Source organism: Barnesiella viscericola DSM 18177 (assembly GCF_000512915.1).
Taxonomy (GTDB): Bacteria; Bacteroidota; Bacteroidia; order Bacteroidales; family Barnesiellaceae; genus Barnesiella; species Barnesiella viscericola.
Map to the genome: position 1 here is coordinate 917,614 of NZ_CP007034.1, position 19,003 is coordinate 936,616.

Below are 19,003 nucleotides of genomic sequence, written 5' to 3' on the forward strand. Positions count from 1 at the left end.
ATTCAGAAATGAGTCTCGTATTTTTTATTGTATACATTTGCAAAATGAAAAAGATTATGAAAGAAAAAAATCAAGTAGTGCCTGATGAGGTGTTAAGCAAAGAGTTCCTTAGCCAGTTCAAAACAGAAGCCGATGTAAGCAAGTTCCTGAAGCAATTGCATGCCCAGGTATTGGAAAAGATGCTTGAAGGTGAAATGGATGCCCATTTGGGCTATGAAAAGAATTCTGTAGCCGGTAATAACAGCGGTAATTCACGTAATGGCAGCTATCCAAAGAAAATTCAGACCGAACATGGAGAAGCAGTCATCTCTATACCCCGTGATCGTAACGGTCAATTTGAGCCAATAGCCGTACCCAAACATGAGAGTCGTGGACTTTCTATAGAAAAGCTTGTTATCTCCCTATACGCCAAAGGAATGAGTGTTTCTGATATAGAAGAAGAAATGCGTGAGATTTATGAGATAGAGCTCTCTACATCAGCCATTTCCATCATTACCAACAAGGTAAACCAGGCCGCCCAGGAATGGTAGAACCGCCCTTTGGATCCTGTTTATCTGATAGCCTGGATGGACGGTATTGTTTTCAAAGTACGGGATAACGGCAAGATCATAAACAAGACCGTTTACCTTTGCGTCGGACTAAAACAGAACGGCCTGAAGGAAGTCCTTGGCATGTGGGTCGGCAAATCGGAAAGCTCTTCTTTCTGGATGGGTGTTCTGACCGATTTAAAGGCACGTGGAGTACAGGATATACTGATTACCTGTACCGACAACCTGAATGGATTTACAGATACCATCCGCACCGTATTCCCTCAGTCATCTACTCAAATCTGTGTGGTGCATCAGATCAGAAACTCCTGTAAATATGTCGTTGACAAGGACAAGAAAGAGTTTACGGCGGATATGAAGAATATCTATAATGCACCCAACAAAGAGGTTGCGGCCACAGAACTTGACAATCTGGAAAAGAAATGGGGAGGAAAGTATCCATACGCCATACTTTCATGGAGAAACAACTGGGATGATTTGACAGTTTTCTTCCAGTTCCCGCTGGAAATCAGAAAAATAATCTATACTACAAATCTCATTGAAAATCTGAACGGGAAAATCAGAAAGTACACAAAATCAAAGCTCTCATTCCCTTCGGACGATGCCGTAAAAAAGACCGTGTATCTTTCACTTATGGAGATTGAGAAGAAATGGACACAGCCTATTCATAACTGGGGCTTGATTATGAACCAATTTATGCTTATTTTTGAAAACAGAATCCAGATATAAGAATAAACTTACAGCTGAATCCTGTTTCCATTTACACAAAATTTTGGACAGTGTCCAGTGAAATAACAAGCATATGATATGGTTATGGTGTAAATATAGAGTTTTGTTCTATATTTACACCATAATTGTATCTAAGATTTCAATGATTTGAATAGCCTCAGAAAAACGATCCTTCATATCATTAAATGATAGTGTGGAATTAGTCCCATGAGCAACATTATTTCTTTCTCTATTTAATACAGAAAATGCTTCTTTTAAACTTTCACTGTTTGGTAAAGTTGTTATTGCTGACTTGAAATTTTGATTTTTGTTATCATCAAAACGTTTTAATGCTTGACATATGTTTTCATAAGTAGGATTCATTGATGCATCTCTTAAATGATATCCTATAAATTGTCCCAGTTGCGGTGCCGCATTTTCATAATAATCTGCAATAATTGTTTTATAACAGACTTCAAGAGTTCCACATATGCGGATCAAAGAATATTTGGTCAGATATCCAGAGAGTGGGCTAGTACTCCCAACCCCATTTATAATACCTGTAATACGGTCTAGCTCGGCATTACAGTCATCGATAGCAGCCTTGGCATTAATATTATTAATCATAGTTTTATACCATATAAAAAATGGAGTGCGCAAGAGATGCGTGTTCGGATATTATCTATTTTCATAGTACCTTGAGATATACTTTCCCTATATGTCGCATCTCTTAATAATGCAAGGCGTTTCTCTGGTAAATTTTTTACTACATCAATGCATCCTTTTTTTAATGCTATTGAAGTTGCAATCATTATAGAATCAAAAACTGTAGGGTATAGTCTACGTCTTATTTTAGAGAGATCATTTTGTAGATTAAAAAATGCTTCTTCTCCCATATTTGTATAGATAAAATCTATAACAGAATAAAATTCACTTTCTTTTTCAGCAATAAAATCTGTAGAGGCATTAATATTTGATTGCATATATTTATTTAGAGTCTGCTTTAAACTTATTTTCTTTTTGTCAGAATTATATATTTCTACAGAATTTAATGCGTAATATCTAAGGATTAATTCTAAATCCATCATCCTTGGATCTTCTTCTTGTTCTCCATACAAATAACGCCATTGTTGATACTTATTTACTTTAAATAAAAGGGTATTCATATTACCTTGATATACGCAATTACGAATTTCTTGATTATTTAATGTGGTACCACTAGTATTAATTCTTTCAAAAACTTGAAAGAGCCCAGAATCATCAGATGGATGTTTTTGTTCAAAAACAATTGCATGAATAGTGTAGTTTTTCAGTCTTCTTTTATCTATTTCAGTTAGCTCTTTAAAGGCTTTTCCTCTCCAACGTTCGTTTATAAGTTCTGAATTAATTAATTTAAAATCAGAATCGTCACCATGCCATATACCGTCTTCAATATAGTCGTATAATGTACGTATTCGTTGATAACCATCAATAATAAGGCGTTTCCCAGATTGTTCAATGTTTGCTAAAAATATACTAGGAACAGGAAGTCCAAGAAGTAGCGATTCTATAAAACGGCTAGCATCTTTTTTCTTCCATACATATTTTCTCTGCAACTCAGGTTTTTCAATATCACCTTCTTTATATTGTTGGATTAATTCTCTAACAGAAGGATCTGCGCCCCATGAGGTAATATTAAACAGGTCATCATTAGAGAACTCTTCATTTTGCTCTTCTGAAATAAAATCTATATGTTCACTCATAGCTATGATAATTAAATTTTCTATACTTAATTTGTACGCTCTAAATCTAATACGAAATTGGCTTTATGTTAAATTAATGTTTATTTTATTGCATAACAGGTAAAGCTGCACCACATATTGGAAGGCAACAATATTTAACATAGTCCTAATTTCTTAAAAAATATTTGATTTCGCATTTTTGCATCATCAATTACTTTTTTAAAGCTTTTAATTTCAATATATGCATTATACTTAGGATTATAGCCAAAGTACCCTTGTTTATCTGGACTTATAGAAAGTCCTGATAAATCAGCAAACTCCTCAATCTTAGGTACGATATCACATACAATATATATGTAAACAGGAGTTACGTTTTTATCTACAATAATCTCTTCTAATCCTTCAGGCATCTCATATTTTCCTGCCAGGATTTTACCTGCATAGCGTAATGCCTGATTTATTGGATTTTCCTCATCTGAATAATTCGTTCGTTTAGGACGTTTGAATTCAACAATAGCGATAGGGGATGTGATAGTGTTATCTCCATTTCGATAAAACAAACCACTTTCATAAAATATAGCAAGATCTGGCTCCTTGTGGTCAGAACTAGAAATCACTTTATCTGATGCTATATATTGAGTGAAATTAAATCTTTCATCAAGTAACCATAAATTATGTTCTTCATATTCAATCTCCCTATCATCCTTTATCATAGGAAATATTAAATTATGCATTTCACTCTCTTTGTGAGATTTTCCTCCATCAATCCTTTTACGTAAATCATCGAATAATTCAATGATTCTACGTCTCTGACATACATAATGAGCTAAATCGTTTTTTGCTGTTTCTGTCACATTCTTTAAAATATCATTTACTTCATCCTCAAAAGATATATCACTTTCATCTTCAGCATCAGAGTATTTGTCCTGCAACTCCTTTAATGCAATCCTTGCATTTTGTTCTTTGTCAAACTTTATCTTCTGGAAACGCATTTCCAAATCAAAATCTGAAATACCTATTGGAATAGATTCCATATCTACATCCTTTAATAAAGTCTTATTCCAAGGTGCTGTATTATATACATAATGTTCGACTTTTTGCTTCTTATCATTATATCGTTTTTCTATATCATCAGAAAAATAATTTTTAATAATAGATGAAGTGGCTTTCATTATCTGCTTTTCAGATAAATCTGAATATATATCATCTTCTTTACCGAAGTTGAAACCATCTCTTTCTGTTGTTACATTGTCATCAAGATATTTACCTTGAACATACGCTTTTATCATATAGTTCTTCTGAGTCCCATTTGCTGTTATCTCGAACATTGTTTCTTTAAACTCAGGTACATAGTTATGCAATGCCGACTCTGTAACCTCTCTATAATTTGCTGTTAGACAGATTTTATTTGTTATTGCGGAATAGTATATTTTATAAATCTTTACTACAAAATTCCATTCATTATCACGACCTTTTATCGTAAACTTTTCTTCTTTGCCAATCTGTTGAATATCGGAATTTTCTCCAATATAATCGTTTAAGACTATTGAATTAGATTCATCCTCTTCTTTAATTGTAATTTTGGGAGTATACTTCCCCCCAGTAACAAAGAATACCAGCAAACGCTCTACAAGCTTTCTGGCAATAACTTCAAGTCCTTTGTCCAAATCAAAAGACTTGATAGAAGAAAGGTGCAAAACTGTACCTGTATGCAGGTCAGGGGTGGATTCAATATCTATTATTTGTTCATTTTCTATTATTTCATCTGCATGTCCGAACGTAAAACTTCGTTGTTTATATTTACCATCCTCGCAAAAAACACTTTCAATAGAAACATTATTAAAGTATTTTAGATACATAAATCGACCAAACCCTTTACCGCCTTTAGACATCTTAAAGCCACTTCTATAAGTATCAAAAGAGTCTTTGTTTTCCTCTGTAAAACCGATACCATTGTCTATTATATCTATCGATACAATGTCAGACAGAGTATTAGTATTGTCTAAATTTAAAGACCGCTGACCAGTTCGCTTTACTATAATATCAATAACACCATCGGTTCTTTCAGTACCGATGGCATCAATAGAATTACACACAGCTTCAATGACAGGCGTTAAACTTGTCGTTTTAGACTTAATATCCTTGATGATTCTATCAATATTAATCTTACTCATCTCAAATTGATATTACATTCCCTAGTTTATTACAAATATAGCGAATAAGTCTCATTTCAGATGGATTGTATTGGATTTTTTATCTGATAGAATGAATTTAAGGTTTTAATATTAGAAAACACATCAAAATCCTTTTCCGGTTATTATATTATTGAATAAATCACTACCTTTGTATCAGAATTAAGTGTTCTTTTCAATAATGCAGAATAAAACAGATAAGGGAACTTTGCTCGTTTCCAGATCGTTACCTGTCAAGATTCTCAATTTCATAAACTGCTTGTTTTCAGAGAGAAATGGAAACTGTTATGCCTACTCAAATGGAATGAGAAACGCTTGTCTATGCCTGCCGCTCTTGCCCACGGTTTGAGCAGCAGGTTTATCATCGTTGGGCTCGGCAAGTCGAAGACGTGGTCTTCTGCCATCTTGTCTCCACGCTCCGGCATCCACTTTAACGCTTCCGGTGAAAGCGGCAGATAAATCGGCTCTTTGGTTTTCTGCATGGAGACCGCCAAACGATACTGCCCCCTATCGACAAACACATCTTTCCATCTCAAACCGATAATGTCGCTTATTCGCAATCCACAAAAGCAGGAGAACAAATAAGCCTGTTTTACGGCCTCATTCTTCATCGGAGTAGCAATCAATGCCCGAACCTCCTCAATGGTCATATACGAGCGCTTACTCTCCGGCAAACGTATTTTATCCGAGTTATTAATCTTCGTAAATGGGTTGGACTTGATAATATCAGCACGAACGGCGGCATTCAAAGCTCCGTTCAGAATACGGTAATAAGTGTGAAGCGTAAAGTTAGACACCCGTTTTCCTTTGGGGCGGTATTCCGTCAGCAGATAGTCGAGATAGTTCTGGCAAAAGGTCTTGTCGATCTGATCCATCATTACCCGATCTCCCGCAAAATCCTTCAGGATACGGATCGTAACATTGATTTGATTGCCGTCTTTCTTTCCCCTCTTCGCCTGATTCTCCTTGTAGGTCTCCATCCAGTCCAAAAGAAAAACCTTTTCCCTGTGTTCGATTCCGGCTTCACCATTGGTAAGTTGGATAATGCGCTTCGACTTGAGAGCATTGGCGGCAGCCATTGTCGCTTGATTCTGTCTACGGGCATTATGGTCGATTTCGGGGATAATATAGAGCTTCAAATACTCATACGACCGTTTGCCGTTGCGGTAAATATCCAGATACAGGCTTTTGTTTCCGTTGGCCAGTTCTTTCATCCGCAAACGAACAGGTTCTTTGATTTTCGAAGGTTTTTTTATGCGCGGCATGGATTCTCCCTTATTCTTGTTATTCTGCCGTAAAGTTAGAAAGAATCCCGCGAATCAAGAAACAAACAAGAAACAAAAATGTACCGAAAAAGAACCAATCAACTGAAAAGAATGAAAACAATAGAAAATATTAAACACTATATAAAGCACTGTAAATTAGCGTATTTATTTGCACTTGTTTAGCTCTTGTTTTCATTCTATATCTTTACTTTGTAAATCTGGTAAATTTAAGGCGCAAACGAGAGAGGCATACGCCATATTATGCACGCAAAAACACAACTCAAACAAAAATACAAATATCAAAAACACATTTTCCGTGTTTTTTGAACGCAAACACTTGTGTAAATCGAAAAAACATCGTAGCTTTGCATTGTCAACTCGAAATTAAGACCCTGGCCAAAGGACCAGAGAGTTGACATTTCAAATATGAATAATTTCTACTATGTGAACAAAGTTGCCCAACCTACGGGAGAGCATGAAGTGCATAAGTTAGGTTGTCGGTATTTGCCTTCGGAGGAAAATCGACTCTTCTTGGGAATATTCTCAAATAGTAGTGAGGCGATAAGAGAAGCAAAGAAACACTACTATAACGTAGATGGATGTTTCTATTGCTGTCCTGAGTCGCACACAAGGTAGGCAAAGGGAATTGGTATGTAACACCTAAGTGCACCGTAGCGGAATCGGGAGGTCACCGTATAATATTAACCACAAAACGTCTCAACTATGTCAAAAACAATAGACAAAGGCAGAAGTGCTAAAACAGGACAATTTGTTCCCATCTCCTATGCTAAAACGCATCCGAGCACAACTGTTATTGAAAAGGTCAAAGTTGGCCCAACCAAGCATAGGAAATAAATTTTGAAGAACCTGGACGACTCTTATCGTCTAGGTTCTCTTCTTCACATTACCTGATAAAATATTCTTAATAAAATTTCTCCAAGCGCTATTGTGTAAGGACATCCACTGATATCCGGTCTATTAAGCCTGCAAAATCCTTTCCGTGTCTGATCTCGCATTCCCAAACGATGATTACCCTCCAACCAGATTCTTCAAGCTCGCGTTTTACAACTGCATCCCGTTCCTGGTTGCCTGATATCTTGTTAACCCAAAATTCCGTATTGCTCTTGGGGGTGTAAGCATATTTGCAGCCGGGATGTCCGTGCCAGAAACATCCATGAACGAAAATGACCGTCTTGTATCGAGGCAGAACGATGTCCGGTTTTCTGGGAAGAGTCTTGACATTAACACGATAGCGAAATCCGCGGGCAAAAAGGGCCTTGCGAAGCGTAACTTCCGGCTTCGTACCCTTGTTCCTGATTCGGGACATGACCTCCGATCTTTTTTCGCTGCTCCAGATATCCATGGCTCTCGTCAATTGGGGAATCCAGCCTTCTTAAGCTTTTGCAGGTTGAAGTAGAAGGCATATTTCATTCTGTCTGTCAGTGGCTTAATCCCATCGGTGACATCCTTCATGGCTTTCCATTTCCAGCCTTCAAGAATTCGTCGACGTTTGTCCCATTCCACCATGGCCTGTATCAGTTCCAAGGTAATCTCGTCTTGACCGTTTACCGGAGACATGGTATCGGAAGTCTCGGCTGCTTTTGCACGATCCTGCTCGGCCAGACTGTCGGCTTCCTCAAGAAGTTCCGGATTGTGTTGCCAGACATTCTCGTAAATAAGATATCCTCTGGAGATGTCGCTGTCGTTCAGCTTTCGGTTGTTCTTGATTTTATATGCGATATCGCTGGCCAGGGAGGCCAGGGTCGGCTGCAACATCCCCGTGTCGCGCCCCCACGTCTCTATCTTTTTCCAAAGAGAGAACGGGATTGCCCGTATGATACCCTCCTTGTGCCGTCTGTCCGACTCTTCGTTGCCAACATCGCTTTTGTGGTTGCGTTTGGGAGGATTCTTCTCATCAATAAAATCCTGACGAATCTCATCGAGATTGTAAGCCCATTCATTTGAGCGGACTTTTAACCAGCACTCTTCCTTTTTGGCCCATTCGATATAGTGCGAGACGGGAGATTCTTTGAGAATAAATTCGTTGACCTGCTTCATCAGATCGTATATGAAATCCGACAGGGCTGACGATATCGACTGGTTTTTCCAGATTCGATACAAATCCAGTCGGCCCTCGGTAATGATATTCAGAAGAGACAATGTATACGGAACGACAACCTGTTTCAATTCACCGATATGATCTCCCGTGAGTTTGGTCCCGTATCGTTTGTCGGCAGCCTTGAAAAGAATGGCTTTGGCAATCGTGTCCTCAAACCAGGCAACGTCGATATGTTTGATGTCTGGGAGATTGTAGTTTATGAAACGAGCATAGTTCTTTTCATTTCCTCGCACCACGATGTGAGGTCCGATAGCCAAACTCCGGCCATAGTATGTTTCTTGCCAGGCATTAACATATTTGGCAAGTTCCACTTTCGTAACGACCTGCTTCTTTGGGTATTTCAGATCAAAGGCCTTTTGCCGTGATTTCGTGAATCCTTCCTTGGCCCGCAAGGTCTTGTATTGTCCACGAGCTCGTTCAAAGAACCATGCTGTCTGCAGATTGTTGGTCGGAGTCGCGGGTGCAAATATGTATCTTGAGATTCGCTCGATTTCTACAAGAGCCGGATTATTGGCCGAGAAGTCGGCATCATTGACCTTGTTCTGGGTATTGGCATAGCGTGATATGCGTGAAACTATTTCCGCATATTGATCTTTGTCCTTGATGACTGACAGCTTCACCTGAACAAGAATATCTGAAATGTCGACTTTATCCTTTTTGGCCGTATTGTAGATGGAGGCCGTAGTCTGACCTCCATTTACAATCTGGAGGTTGCTGATATGTCTTATGAAATGCTTTGTCTCATCCAGTTCGATGTGATCGGCTGTTGCAGCAATACCGTTGTTGTATGCCAAGAACATGTGAGGCTCACTCTTGATGGTTTCCCGTATGCCCTTGTTAATCTTTCCCGTGAACTGAAGGAATGAACGCACATTCTGTTCCAACAGACGGGATCCATAGCATTCATAAAGTTTTGCCAGACATTCTCCTGATATAATGGCAACATATGCTTCGTAATCGGGATTGCTTAAATTGGCGGCAAGACATGGAATTTCATATTTGTGTCCGTCAAGATTCTCAAAATCCAGTTCTATGGGAACTCCGGCCTGTTCGGAAATCTTGTAAAGATACTCCACGTCTATAACCTTGTAGTAGATGTTGTATCCGCAGATGACCTGGCTGGCCGGCGTTCGCCCTTGTATGTGCCGTTTGTCAGGATGAAGGCATTTACGCGAATCAGATTTTCGCGCAATTCGGCATAATTGGCCAGCGTATTGGCGAATTCAAAGATTTCGGAAGATTCTGCAAATTCATTTGCATCCACGTTTCCTTCAATATAGAATAATAGTTATTTTATTAATCTCCATGCGGAGGCAGCCCCTCTTTTTTCAGGTACCCTTTCTATATACCCGCCTTCTCTCAATTTATAAAACTCATTTTTGACTTGGTTTTCAGACTTTATTCCTGTTATGTCTCTTGCTTGTTTATTGGTTATTTCGTTATTATTTTTTAAAAATTGCAATATTAAATCTGATGCATTTGCTAATGGTATATGAGGTATGATAACGCATACGCAATCATTTTCTTCTATGATTCGAGGACTTTGTAGTTTCCATTCTTTCATCTTCTGAAATGCTGTATTTAGGCCTTCTCCTATGTCTTTATTGGGTGCGTCTTTATATTTATTTAAAATTCTTACTATTTTCGCATTCCTAGCGTAACGTCTCTCCAAAATATTATCAGGTGTGATATTTGCAGGTAATTTCCCTGGACTGATAACCTCAATGCGATTATCATAAATTAATACTCTAATATCATCAGAAATAGAATAATCTCGATGAATTAACGCATTAGTAACAATTTCCCAAATTGTTTCTTGAGGGTATTCCATTGTTTTCAATTTCCCGTTTGTCCCCCAAACTTTAATTTGAGACATTATTTCACTAATTTTATCACATGTATCTTTAATTAAATTATATAAGGGACCTTCCAATGTTATAGTATATTTTAGATTATCCCTATCTGGATCATCATCTTTTGTCTCGTACCTAGCTATTTTTACAGCACATTTTCGCGGAAGAATAGAAGAAGGATTAGTAGAGAATAATAATAAACCAGCAACAGTTGGAATACATTTATTTTCATCAATTAAATTTTCACTAAAACAGAACTCTAAGTTATCGGTTTGTGGAGATAAATTTTTTAAGAAGGATTTTAATATTTCGCTCTCATAAATAGCTTCTGGTTTTACATGCGGAACAAGTTCGTTTTCATAGGAAGTAGTACCTTTGGCATATCTTAAATTATCAATTTGTTCCAGATTTTGTAATGGTATAGATTGAGCACCTTGACGTATATATATTTTTTTTGCAGATGTTTGATGAACTGATAAGCTTTTATCTATTTTTATATCAAGAAGATAGCCTTTGTATGAATCACATTTTAAGAAACAACATTTGTATTCTAAACAAGGAGAAATAGATAAAAAATTAGACAATATAGCATTATATTCTTCCATTGTATCAAAACCGTCCCATCTGTTTTCTGTTATAGGTTCATCTTTTTTATCTTTAATTCCTATACAGAATTCACCTCCATCGGTATTTGCAAAAGCAACCGAAATTTTTTGGACCTTATCACCGGATATTTCTTTCGCTTTTTGGTCAAAGAAATGACTTTCTTCTTTTTCTATTAGCTTATCAGCTTCTTCCTTTGATATGTTTTTGATATTCATTTCGTAGATTGTTTAATTTTATATTCAAAGACATTAGTGTCCCGTTAAAATGGGACGAGTTAAACAATTAATCAAAAAGCCCCGGAATCAGGGGATCATTTAGATCTTTGACATCATTGAAATTAGTCTTGTCGAACAGGTCACGCAAGTGGGTTTTGTCAGTCAATGATATACTGAGAATTTGCAAAACTTCATAGGTTGAACGTTTCAACTTCATATCATGTTGGACAATAGCCACAAGACAGTACGTGATAATAGCCACACTGATTTGTATGCGAACAGCGTTCTCTGTTGTGCCCCAGAATTTCTTTATCTTGAGATGCTGCTTGAGCCATTTGAAGAACAGCTCGATTAACCATCTTTTCTTATAAAGATTGGCGACATCCAGTGCAGAAAGTTGTTTTGCATTCGTCAAGAAAGTGAACTCACGGTCATCCTCTTCGTCGTAATATCGGACGAGTCTGAATGAGTCAGGATATTTTTTCTCGGAGAGATATCCGGTCAGTTTCACTTCCGCATCTGTCATTATGTTCTTTGGCATTCTTCGCTTCCATTTGACTGTCTTATACTTTAAGTTCGTCTTGGCTCTGACAACAAAGAAAGAGTCTGTAAGATGTATCCTATAGAGTTCTTTAAAGGAGTCATAAGCCCTGTCGAATATATAATAAGTATTTGGTTCATAATGGATTGAAGACATTGCTGTGGAATCGTGCTTTGATGCAGTGGTTACAGTATAGAAGGCAGGAACTTGTGCTTCAATGTCGTATAAGACATGAGCTTTCACCCCTCCTTTCTTGCTTCGGAACTTTGCCCATGGGAATGTTGCAAGACACAACGGAATCGTTGTTGAATCAAACGCATATTTCTTTCCGGAAATGTCAAGGATGTTGGTCGTCCGCTTCTCGCAGGCTTCCTTCATCATATAGAATGCAAAATCTTCGAAGATTCTGTAATCACGGTTCTGGTTCGCTGTCGCAAGAGTTGTCTTGGCTATCGGTTCACGTCCTAAACCAAGATGATATTGCTTGGCCCTATGCGCCTCGAAAGCAACGATTAAGTCTCGCAGGCTCTCACGGTTACTCAGTTGTCCAAACATCATCGCGAGCATCTGATTCCAGCAAGTGAAATGTTTCACATATCTGTTGCCATCATACTTGCGAACATAGTTGTTGAACTGAGTCCTGTTCAGAAAAGCGGTTAATTGAGAGAATACGTATTTGTCTTGGAACATAGCAGCCATTTGTATTAGACTGCAAAGTTGCAAAATCAAGTCCGTTTCATTTCAAAAGACCGTGTAATTGACTATATTTCAATAATTTCAAAGAACTATTTATCCACTTTTACGGGACAGTAGTGAAGCAAAGATATAAAATATTGTGTTATAAAAAAGTAAAAGGGGAGAAGATTTTCCTCTCCTGTACGAAGAATCCTATGTTATTCATCACAAATTATATTTCCTCTAGTCCTATTGACTTGAGGTATTCGTAGGTGCCGTTATAAAACTCAGGTAGTCGGGTCGCATCTTCCGGGAAACCGCCGATGGTTTTATTAGGATTGCCTTCTGGAACGCAAATGACCATGCCGATACGGGCACGTGTCAGGAGGACGCGGTAGGCATTCAGCATGTATTTCCTTCGTTCAAGGCTGCCTTCGGTTTTACCAGCTTCTTCGCGCCAGGCTGTTCGGCCATTGAAGTTATAATATCGCCATTGTCCGTTTTCGCATCTCAAGTCAGCATCCCAGAGGACGCATGTATAATCCAGCTCTAGACCCTGAACCTGAATCTCGGTTGCAGCGTCCTCGAGGAAATTAGATGAGCGGATGTCGTTTTTATCCTCCAAGAACCAGTGTACGGCATTTTCGTCGCCTTGATCCAGAATATCGACGGCTAATGGTTTGAACCGAGCCGCAGCCTTGCTGACCAGCACACCTGATCGTTGCGAACCTCGGGTGTTCTTACGCAGCCAGGCCCTTGCCTTGGTCATATCTCTTGTTAGTACAATCGGATAGCGCTCTTTTATTGTGTTGTACCATGTAGAAGCATCCGGATTGAAAGAGAGTAAAGAATGTACAAATGCAGAGAGATTTTCAGCTCTGAACGAACGCAGACTAACTCCCAGATGGAGTTCTGGAGAGAACGTGACCTTGTTATTGTCGGCCAATAGTTCATTGACCCGACCTTCGGCATATTCCGCTTCGGTCAGTTTGTCGGAGATATAGATTTGCCAATGTGTAAATTTCTCGTTGAGAGCCTTGATCCACTCTGAAATGCCGGCCTCTCCGGTGTTGATCTCCTGACCGCCACCGACCAGACATACGATTGTTGCCCAATCTTCCCGCTGATCCAAAGACCAAATTAGGAATGCCGCCTCGGAGTAGGGAAAGTTCGGCACCTTGAGTTTGTTTCCATAAGTACCGCCTCGTTTGAGGTAGTCCGCAAGCCTTTTATGCGTCCATGAACGCTGGGCTTCATCAAAGATGGCCACATGCTCTACTTCTCCATAGCCGGATTTTGCTAGCTTCATCGCTTTCTGCGGGTCAATCTCGAGTTCTCCGTTCTCGACGGGGTTCTTGATTTTGGCCAGCATGTTGTCGCGGTAGCGGTGAATCATTTGTATGAACTTACCGACCTCTCTCCGAGAGTCTGACATATTCTTTTTCTCGCCCCGAGCTTTGCATTTCTTCTGATTGTCAATGGCCAAAGCCTCGGTAAGCACTGCGACCAGTGGTCCGTTGCCGGATAGGTAGACCGCACCCTCGTCCTCGACCAATTTATCACCATTCTGATAGGACTGTTTGACGGCGACATCTAGCCCGACTAAGGTCTTCCCCGCTCCGGGTACACCGGTTACAAAGCAGATGCTCTTCTCTCCTTTCTCACGACTTGTCTTGATCACATTGAGAATATACGCAATGGTGCGATCGGTCGATACCTTGTCGGCTTCGTGGCGGGTGATGTCCTCTACCGAGTGGCTTTCATAGAGCTTCTTGGCCGCTTCAATGATGGTTGGGGTGGGTGAATAAGGGCTAATAATCCAGTCGGCTCCCAGACTGGGATCCGGGGCTATTGCTCCGGCATGAGCCAGAACATCTGTAATGAGCTTTTGCAATCCGTTGGCTCCAGTCACCAAAGGATTGTATATGGAATCATCGTATACCGAGGGAATGAATTCGCTTGAACTTGTTCGGAATCTGGTAGGCACGAGAATCGGGACAATGATCCTGTTTTGGCTCAGCAAATGAAAGTTTTTCAGGTCAAGGGCATAATCCAGGACCTGCTCTATATTGGATTGAAGCATGTCCCGCTCTCCGACCTTGAACTCGAGGCAGAAAATCAGTCCTCGAAGCAGTAAAACGACATCGATTCGCTTCCCGAGCCGTGGTATGTCGTACTCGAAAATCACTTGTCCATCTTCATCCATCCACGGTTGCAGAACCTCCTGCATGATGTGAATCTCGTTGGCCCATGCTTCATTGGTTGTGGTAAGTGCAGCTCCGTGGTAATTGTTCACGAAACGTCCTAACAGCGCCTCGGGGGACAACTGCAGGAACTCGCGGATTGTGGAATTATATAGACAACGTGCCATATCAGTGTATAAGATATATGTTTGAGGCCAGTAAATAGGAACACTAGTTCAATTTTTGTAGTATCGATTATGCTTTAGGGACCTGGTCCCAGAGTTTTCGCCCGTCAGTCCCTTCTTCCTTGTGCTTGAGGTAATCTTCATAGATCGAAAGCATTCCATTTTTCTGAAGATAATGAAATGCCGATCGTGTTTTCAGCGTGTTACAGGCGTCCTTGTTCATCTCGATATGCGCAATTGGCGTATACCCGGCTCTGATGAAGCCTTCAGAAAGTCCTCCTGCCCCGGCAAACAAGTCTATGAATGTATATGATTTTGTTTTTTTCATTAATTTGGCCATAATATATTGTTACAAAGTTAACATATTTAGTTGATGATCTGGATATATATTTTGAATTATTGGCTTCGTTATCGCAGATTTTTACCACGGCCTTTCTTAAACACTACGAATTGCAATACCCAAATAGGTCGTCAATTATATTTAATTTCAAAACTATGGCCTATTTCAACCAGCTATACTTTATTTTTTATTATGGTAATGCCATGTGGGATAGCACTTCGAAGTTCTTGAATATTAGGAAGATCCATTAGCGCCCTACAGAATATCATCTTTTTATTTATTCACTCCAAACGAACGATCTCATTAATACATAATCGCTTAAATATTTGTTCCTATTTGATTGACGCAACTATAAAATAAAAATTGCCCCATTTACGGGGCAAGTAAAACTTATATTTAGGCTCTTCTTACAAATCATTCCATAATATCGTCTTTATACTTAATAAATATCTCTATTTTACGCATTAGTTCATCAAGTTGTGGGGAAACTTCTTTTTCGTAGGTTTTATAAAAACTTATTGTTTTATGCAAATAGTCTCTACGTCGGACGTAGGTTGAACCATGCTCATCTTTTTCAAAGAGTCTTACAGCATCTCGCCTTAAGAAATCAGCATTAAGTAACGAAAGATCATGAGTTGCAACTATAAGCTGACAATTCTCTGCTATGGTTAAATACATTTTCAGAATAAATGCAAGTGCTTTAGTATGTATACCATACTCTATTTCATCAATACAAGTGGATTTCTCTCCGACGACCACATCATACAAAACCACCAATAATCTGATAATATTCTTTGTTCCCAAAGATTCCAGATCAAAATCCAATCCACTTTCCCCATCTTTTGTAGAATGGATAAACCGTAAATTTTTATGGGTAATTACTCCTGAGGGATATTGTTCCATCATAGCTTTAATCACAATATCCGGAGCTCCATTTGCTATAAGTTCTGAAATATTTAAACTCGCTTCTTCTATAACATAATCACAAATATTGGTTCCAACATCATTCAGCAGTCGCAAAAGCAAATTTTTTAAGACTCTATCTTTTTCAGGATCACCCGTTTGCAGCTTATCTGCCAAACTTTTATCCGACCTATGAATCATACTTATATGATTCTCAAAATAATCAAAATTCTTAGATAGAATTTGACTTTCCAAGTTCAATGCTCCAAATGTCGAAAGCACACTCGCATTAGCAAGGGTATTAACTTCTAAATCATGTTGATCAGATTTAGATAAATCACATGCGCTACCATAATTTATTACAACTTTATCTAATTCTTTATTGTGATATCGGTAAAATATACGCGAGCTTCGTGATTGTACCAATTTGAGCTCTTCCTCTTCAATACACTCAGACGATACTTTTATATCATAATTAAAACAAGTACCATCAATATAATATATCAACGAAAGTTCCGTAGGTTGAGTTGATGAAGATTTATCTAATAGAAATGGTCTGTATTCAGGTTTATCAGAGGGCTTTTGCGGTTTGGCGGTTGCAATCATTCGCAAATAATTCAATGCAGAAAACATCTTGGATTTACCCGTTCCATTCAAACCCACACACAAAAGCAGACGTAATATACGCTTCCCATTTATTTCTTTATACCAAATAGGTGGTAAATCGTTGGTCTTACTTCCTTCTTTTTTCGAAGCTACAAATGACAATTCAGCTTTATCTCTATAGCTTCTATAGTTTTTTACGGTGAATGTTTCAATCATATAAACTCCTTTTGAGTACAAAAATACACCAGTGTCGTCAAAACAACAAATATTCCAACAATAAAAACTAAGTTTAGCGTGAAAAAAACTCGCAAAGAAAGCTGCAAACTTCAACAACCTCTTGACTTATCTCTCAAACAGTGAAATGTAACCTATTTCTTGGCTCAAGCTTATCCACTTGCAATTAGCCTTTAATCAATGCCACAATAATTCCTTATAACAATTAGAAAAAAAGCTTCTTTTATCATTGTATTCCTATATATTCAATAAGTAAAGTCAAAATAAGGGAAGAGGAGAGATGGCTGCGCCATAAAAATGGTCTCAGCCATTTTTCTTTTGGCGGCAAAAGATATTTCCGAGCAAAATACACCAAACAACAAATTTCACGACATATAAGTTGACTACCACCTAAATCATCCCTAACAAAGTTTCATTTATGGACTTTTATTCTTATATTTGCCACAACACGTATCACATTTGAGATGTTGGGCAATATATACATACTGACAGATACCGAGCTTTGCAACAGGATTGCAGCCAAAATAAAAACAGTACGTCTGAAGCAGAACATGTCGCAGGCCGAGCTGGCAGACAAGAGCGGTGTTTCCATCTCCACCATAAAGCGCATGGAGGACGGGGAGGTAAAGAACTTCGAGTCGCTGATCCGCGTCCTGCGCACCCTGGGCAAGCTCGACATCTTCGTCCCGCTCGTCGAGGAGGAGCAGTTGAGTCCGAATGAATACTACGAGTTGGCCAGCAAAGCAAACAAGCCCAAGCGCAAGCGGGCATCCAAAAGTTACACAAAAGAGAATAAGGAGGAATCGGAATGGTAGATGTAGCTCGTGTCAATCTATACGGCCAGCCCATAGGCTCGGTACGTTGGGATCAAAGATATGAAATCGCACAGTTCGAGTACGATCCGGACTTTGTGCGACAAGGCATAGAGCCTTCGCCGCTGATGATGCCCGTAAGGGAAGGACGTGTGTACAGTTTCGGGGAGCTCGACAAAACGACCTTCAAAGGCCTGCCCGGGATGCTGGCGGACTCCCTGCCGGATACATACGGCCGTGCCCTCTTTGAGAAATGGCTGGCCCTGACGGGCCGGACCAGCGGCAATGCGATCGAGACGCTTTGTTTTTTAGGCAAACGCTGCATGGGAGCCCTTGAATTCGAGCCGGCCATCGACGCAGTCGATACGGATATCCGGATAGAGGTCGATTCGCTGGTGGATGTAGCCAGAGAAGCCCTTGCCGACAAATTAAGTTTCAACGTGAACATCAGTTCCGACAAGAAGGCTGCCATTGCGGAGATTCTGCGCCTCGGCATCTCAGCCGGCGGGCAACGTGCCAAGGCAATCATTGCCTACAACAAAGCCACCGGAGAGATCCGTTCGGGACAGGTCGAGGCTCCCGATGGGTTCGACTACTACATCATCAAGCTGGACGGCGTATCCGCCACGGCCGGATTCAGGGAGACGGAGAACTTCGGGCGTCTGGAATACTCCTTCTCACATCTTGTGAAGGAATGCGGCATCGACATGGCGGAATGCTCGCTGATCGAAGAGAACGGGAGAGCCCATTTCCTAACAAAGCGGTTCGACCGGATAAACGGGGCAAAGGTGCACATGCAGACGCTCTGCGGCATCGCACACTTCGACTACCGACTCCTCAGGGCCTACTCCTACGAACAGGCGTTCGCCGTGATGCGCGGTCTGCGGCTCACCTACAAGGAGGCTCAGGAGATGTTCCGCAGAATGGTGTTCAATGTCGTTGTGCGCAACCAGGACGACCACACGAAGAACATCTCTTTCCTGATGGACAAAAACGGGAAATGGCGCCTTTCTCCGGCCTACGACATGGGCTACGCCTACAATCCCGACGGCCAGTGGACCTCGGCCCACCAGATGTCGATAAACGGCAAATTCAGCAGCATCACCAAAGACGACCTGCTCGAATGCGCGGCCAAGAACAACATCAAGAATGCCGCACGGATTATCGACGAGGTTTGCCAGGCGGCATCCGGATGGCCGGAGATCGCCCGGGAGTGCGAAGTACCGCAAAAGATGATTGAAGAGATCCTGCCAAATATGGTTTTCTTCTAATCGATACAAGAAATCCTAACTACAGT

Annotated in this window: 13 protein-coding genes and 1 pseudogene; 3 read left to right on the plus strand and 11 right to left on the minus strand. The window is 39.9% G+C overall.

Annotated elements, in window-relative coordinates:
• Positions 1–56: 56 nt before the first annotated feature.
• Positions 57–1,277: pseudogene (locus tag BARVI_RS03670) on the plus strand (IS256 family transposase).
• A 114-nt stretch (positions 1,278–1,391) separates the two neighbouring features.
• On the opposite strand, the gene BARVI_RS12890 reads toward BARVI_RS03670, so the two are convergent.
• The 11 genes from BARVI_RS12890 to BARVI_RS03730 all read right to left on the minus strand — a co-directional run bounded on the left by BARVI_RS12890 (position 1,392) and on the right by BARVI_RS03730 (position 16,876).
• Complete coding sequence (locus tag BARVI_RS12890) at positions 1,392–1,883, minus strand: HEPN domain-containing protein (protein ID WP_051401077.1); 492 nt, start codon at positions 1,881–1,883, stop codon at positions 1,392–1,394.
• Positions 1,880–2,998 carry a DUF262 domain-containing protein gene (locus BARVI_RS03680; protein WP_025277926.1) on the minus strand — a complete coding sequence of 373 codons (1,119 nt, stop codon included), beginning with the start codon at positions 2,996–2,998 and terminating at the stop codon, positions 1,880–1,882. The genes BARVI_RS12890 and BARVI_RS03680 overlap by 4 nt, the downstream gene beginning before the upstream one ends.
• Positions 2,999–3,132: 134 nt before the next feature.
• Positions 3,133–5,151 carry an ATP-binding protein gene (locus tag BARVI_RS03685; protein ID WP_025277927.1) on the minus strand — a complete coding sequence of 673 codons (2,019 nt, stop codon included), beginning with the start codon at positions 5,149–5,151 and terminating at the stop codon, positions 3,133–3,135.
• A 266-nt stretch (positions 5,152–5,417) separates the two neighbouring features.
• The gene (locus BARVI_RS03690; protein WP_025277928.1) at positions 5,418–6,434 is read right to left on the minus strand and encodes a site-specific integrase; all 1,017 of its coding nucleotides are present in this window, start codon (positions 6,432–6,434) and stop codon (positions 5,418–5,420) included.
• A gap of 943 nt (positions 6,435–7,377) precedes the next feature.
• Positions 7,378–7,797 carry a very short patch repair endonuclease gene (locus BARVI_RS03700; RefSeq protein WP_025277930.1) on the minus strand — a complete coding sequence of 140 codons (420 nt, stop codon included), beginning with the start codon at positions 7,795–7,797 and terminating at the stop codon, positions 7,378–7,380.
• Positions 7,798–7,805: 8 nt separating this feature from the next.
• Positions 7,806–9,629, minus strand: a complete 1,824-nt coding sequence (locus BARVI_RS13330) for an AIPR family protein (RefSeq protein WP_232214003.1) — start codon at positions 9,627–9,629, stop codon at positions 7,806–7,808.
• Between the two features lie 212 nt (positions 9,630–9,841).
• On the minus strand, positions 9,842–11,227 hold the full coding sequence (locus BARVI_RS13335) for an ATP-binding protein (protein ID WP_025277931.1): 1,386 nt from the start codon (positions 11,225–11,227) through the stop codon (positions 9,842–9,844).
• Positions 11,228–11,294: 67 nt separating this feature from the next.
• Positions 11,295–12,458, minus strand: a complete 1,164-nt coding sequence (locus BARVI_RS03715; RefSeq protein ID WP_025277932.1) for an IS4 family transposase — start codon at positions 12,456–12,458, stop codon at positions 11,295–11,297.
• 217 nt (positions 12,459–12,675) lie between these two features.
• Positions 12,676–14,814, minus strand: a complete 2,139-nt coding sequence (locus BARVI_RS03720; RefSeq protein WP_025277933.1) for a DNA/RNA helicase domain-containing protein — start codon at positions 14,812–14,814, stop codon at positions 12,676–12,678.
• Positions 14,815–14,881: 67 nt separating this feature from the next.
• Positions 14,882–15,151: a DNA cytosine methyltransferase gene (locus tag BARVI_RS03725; RefSeq protein WP_232214004.1), complete on the minus strand. Its 270-nt coding sequence runs from the start codon at positions 15,149–15,151 to the stop codon at positions 14,882–14,884.
• A 414-nt stretch (positions 15,152–15,565) separates the two neighbouring features.
• Entirely contained in the window at positions 15,566–16,876 is a 1,311-nt protein-coding gene (locus BARVI_RS03730) for an AAA family ATPase (RefSeq protein ID WP_025277935.1), read from the minus strand.
• Between the two features lie 482 nt (positions 16,877–17,358).
• On the opposite strand from BARVI_RS03730, the gene BARVI_RS03735 reads away from it, so the two are divergent.
• The gene (locus tag BARVI_RS03735; protein WP_025277936.1) at positions 17,359–17,709 is read left to right on the plus strand and encodes a helix-turn-helix domain-containing protein; all 351 of its coding nucleotides are present in this window, start codon (positions 17,359–17,361) and stop codon (positions 17,707–17,709) included.
• A complete protein-coding gene (locus BARVI_RS03740; RefSeq protein WP_025277937.1) occupies positions 17,703–18,977 on the plus strand; it encodes a type II toxin-antitoxin system HipA family toxin in 1,275 nt (424 codons plus the stop codon). Before BARVI_RS03735 ends, BARVI_RS03740 begins: the two co-directional genes overlap by 7 nt.
• The last annotated feature ends 26 nt before the right edge of the window (positions 18,978–19,003 follow it).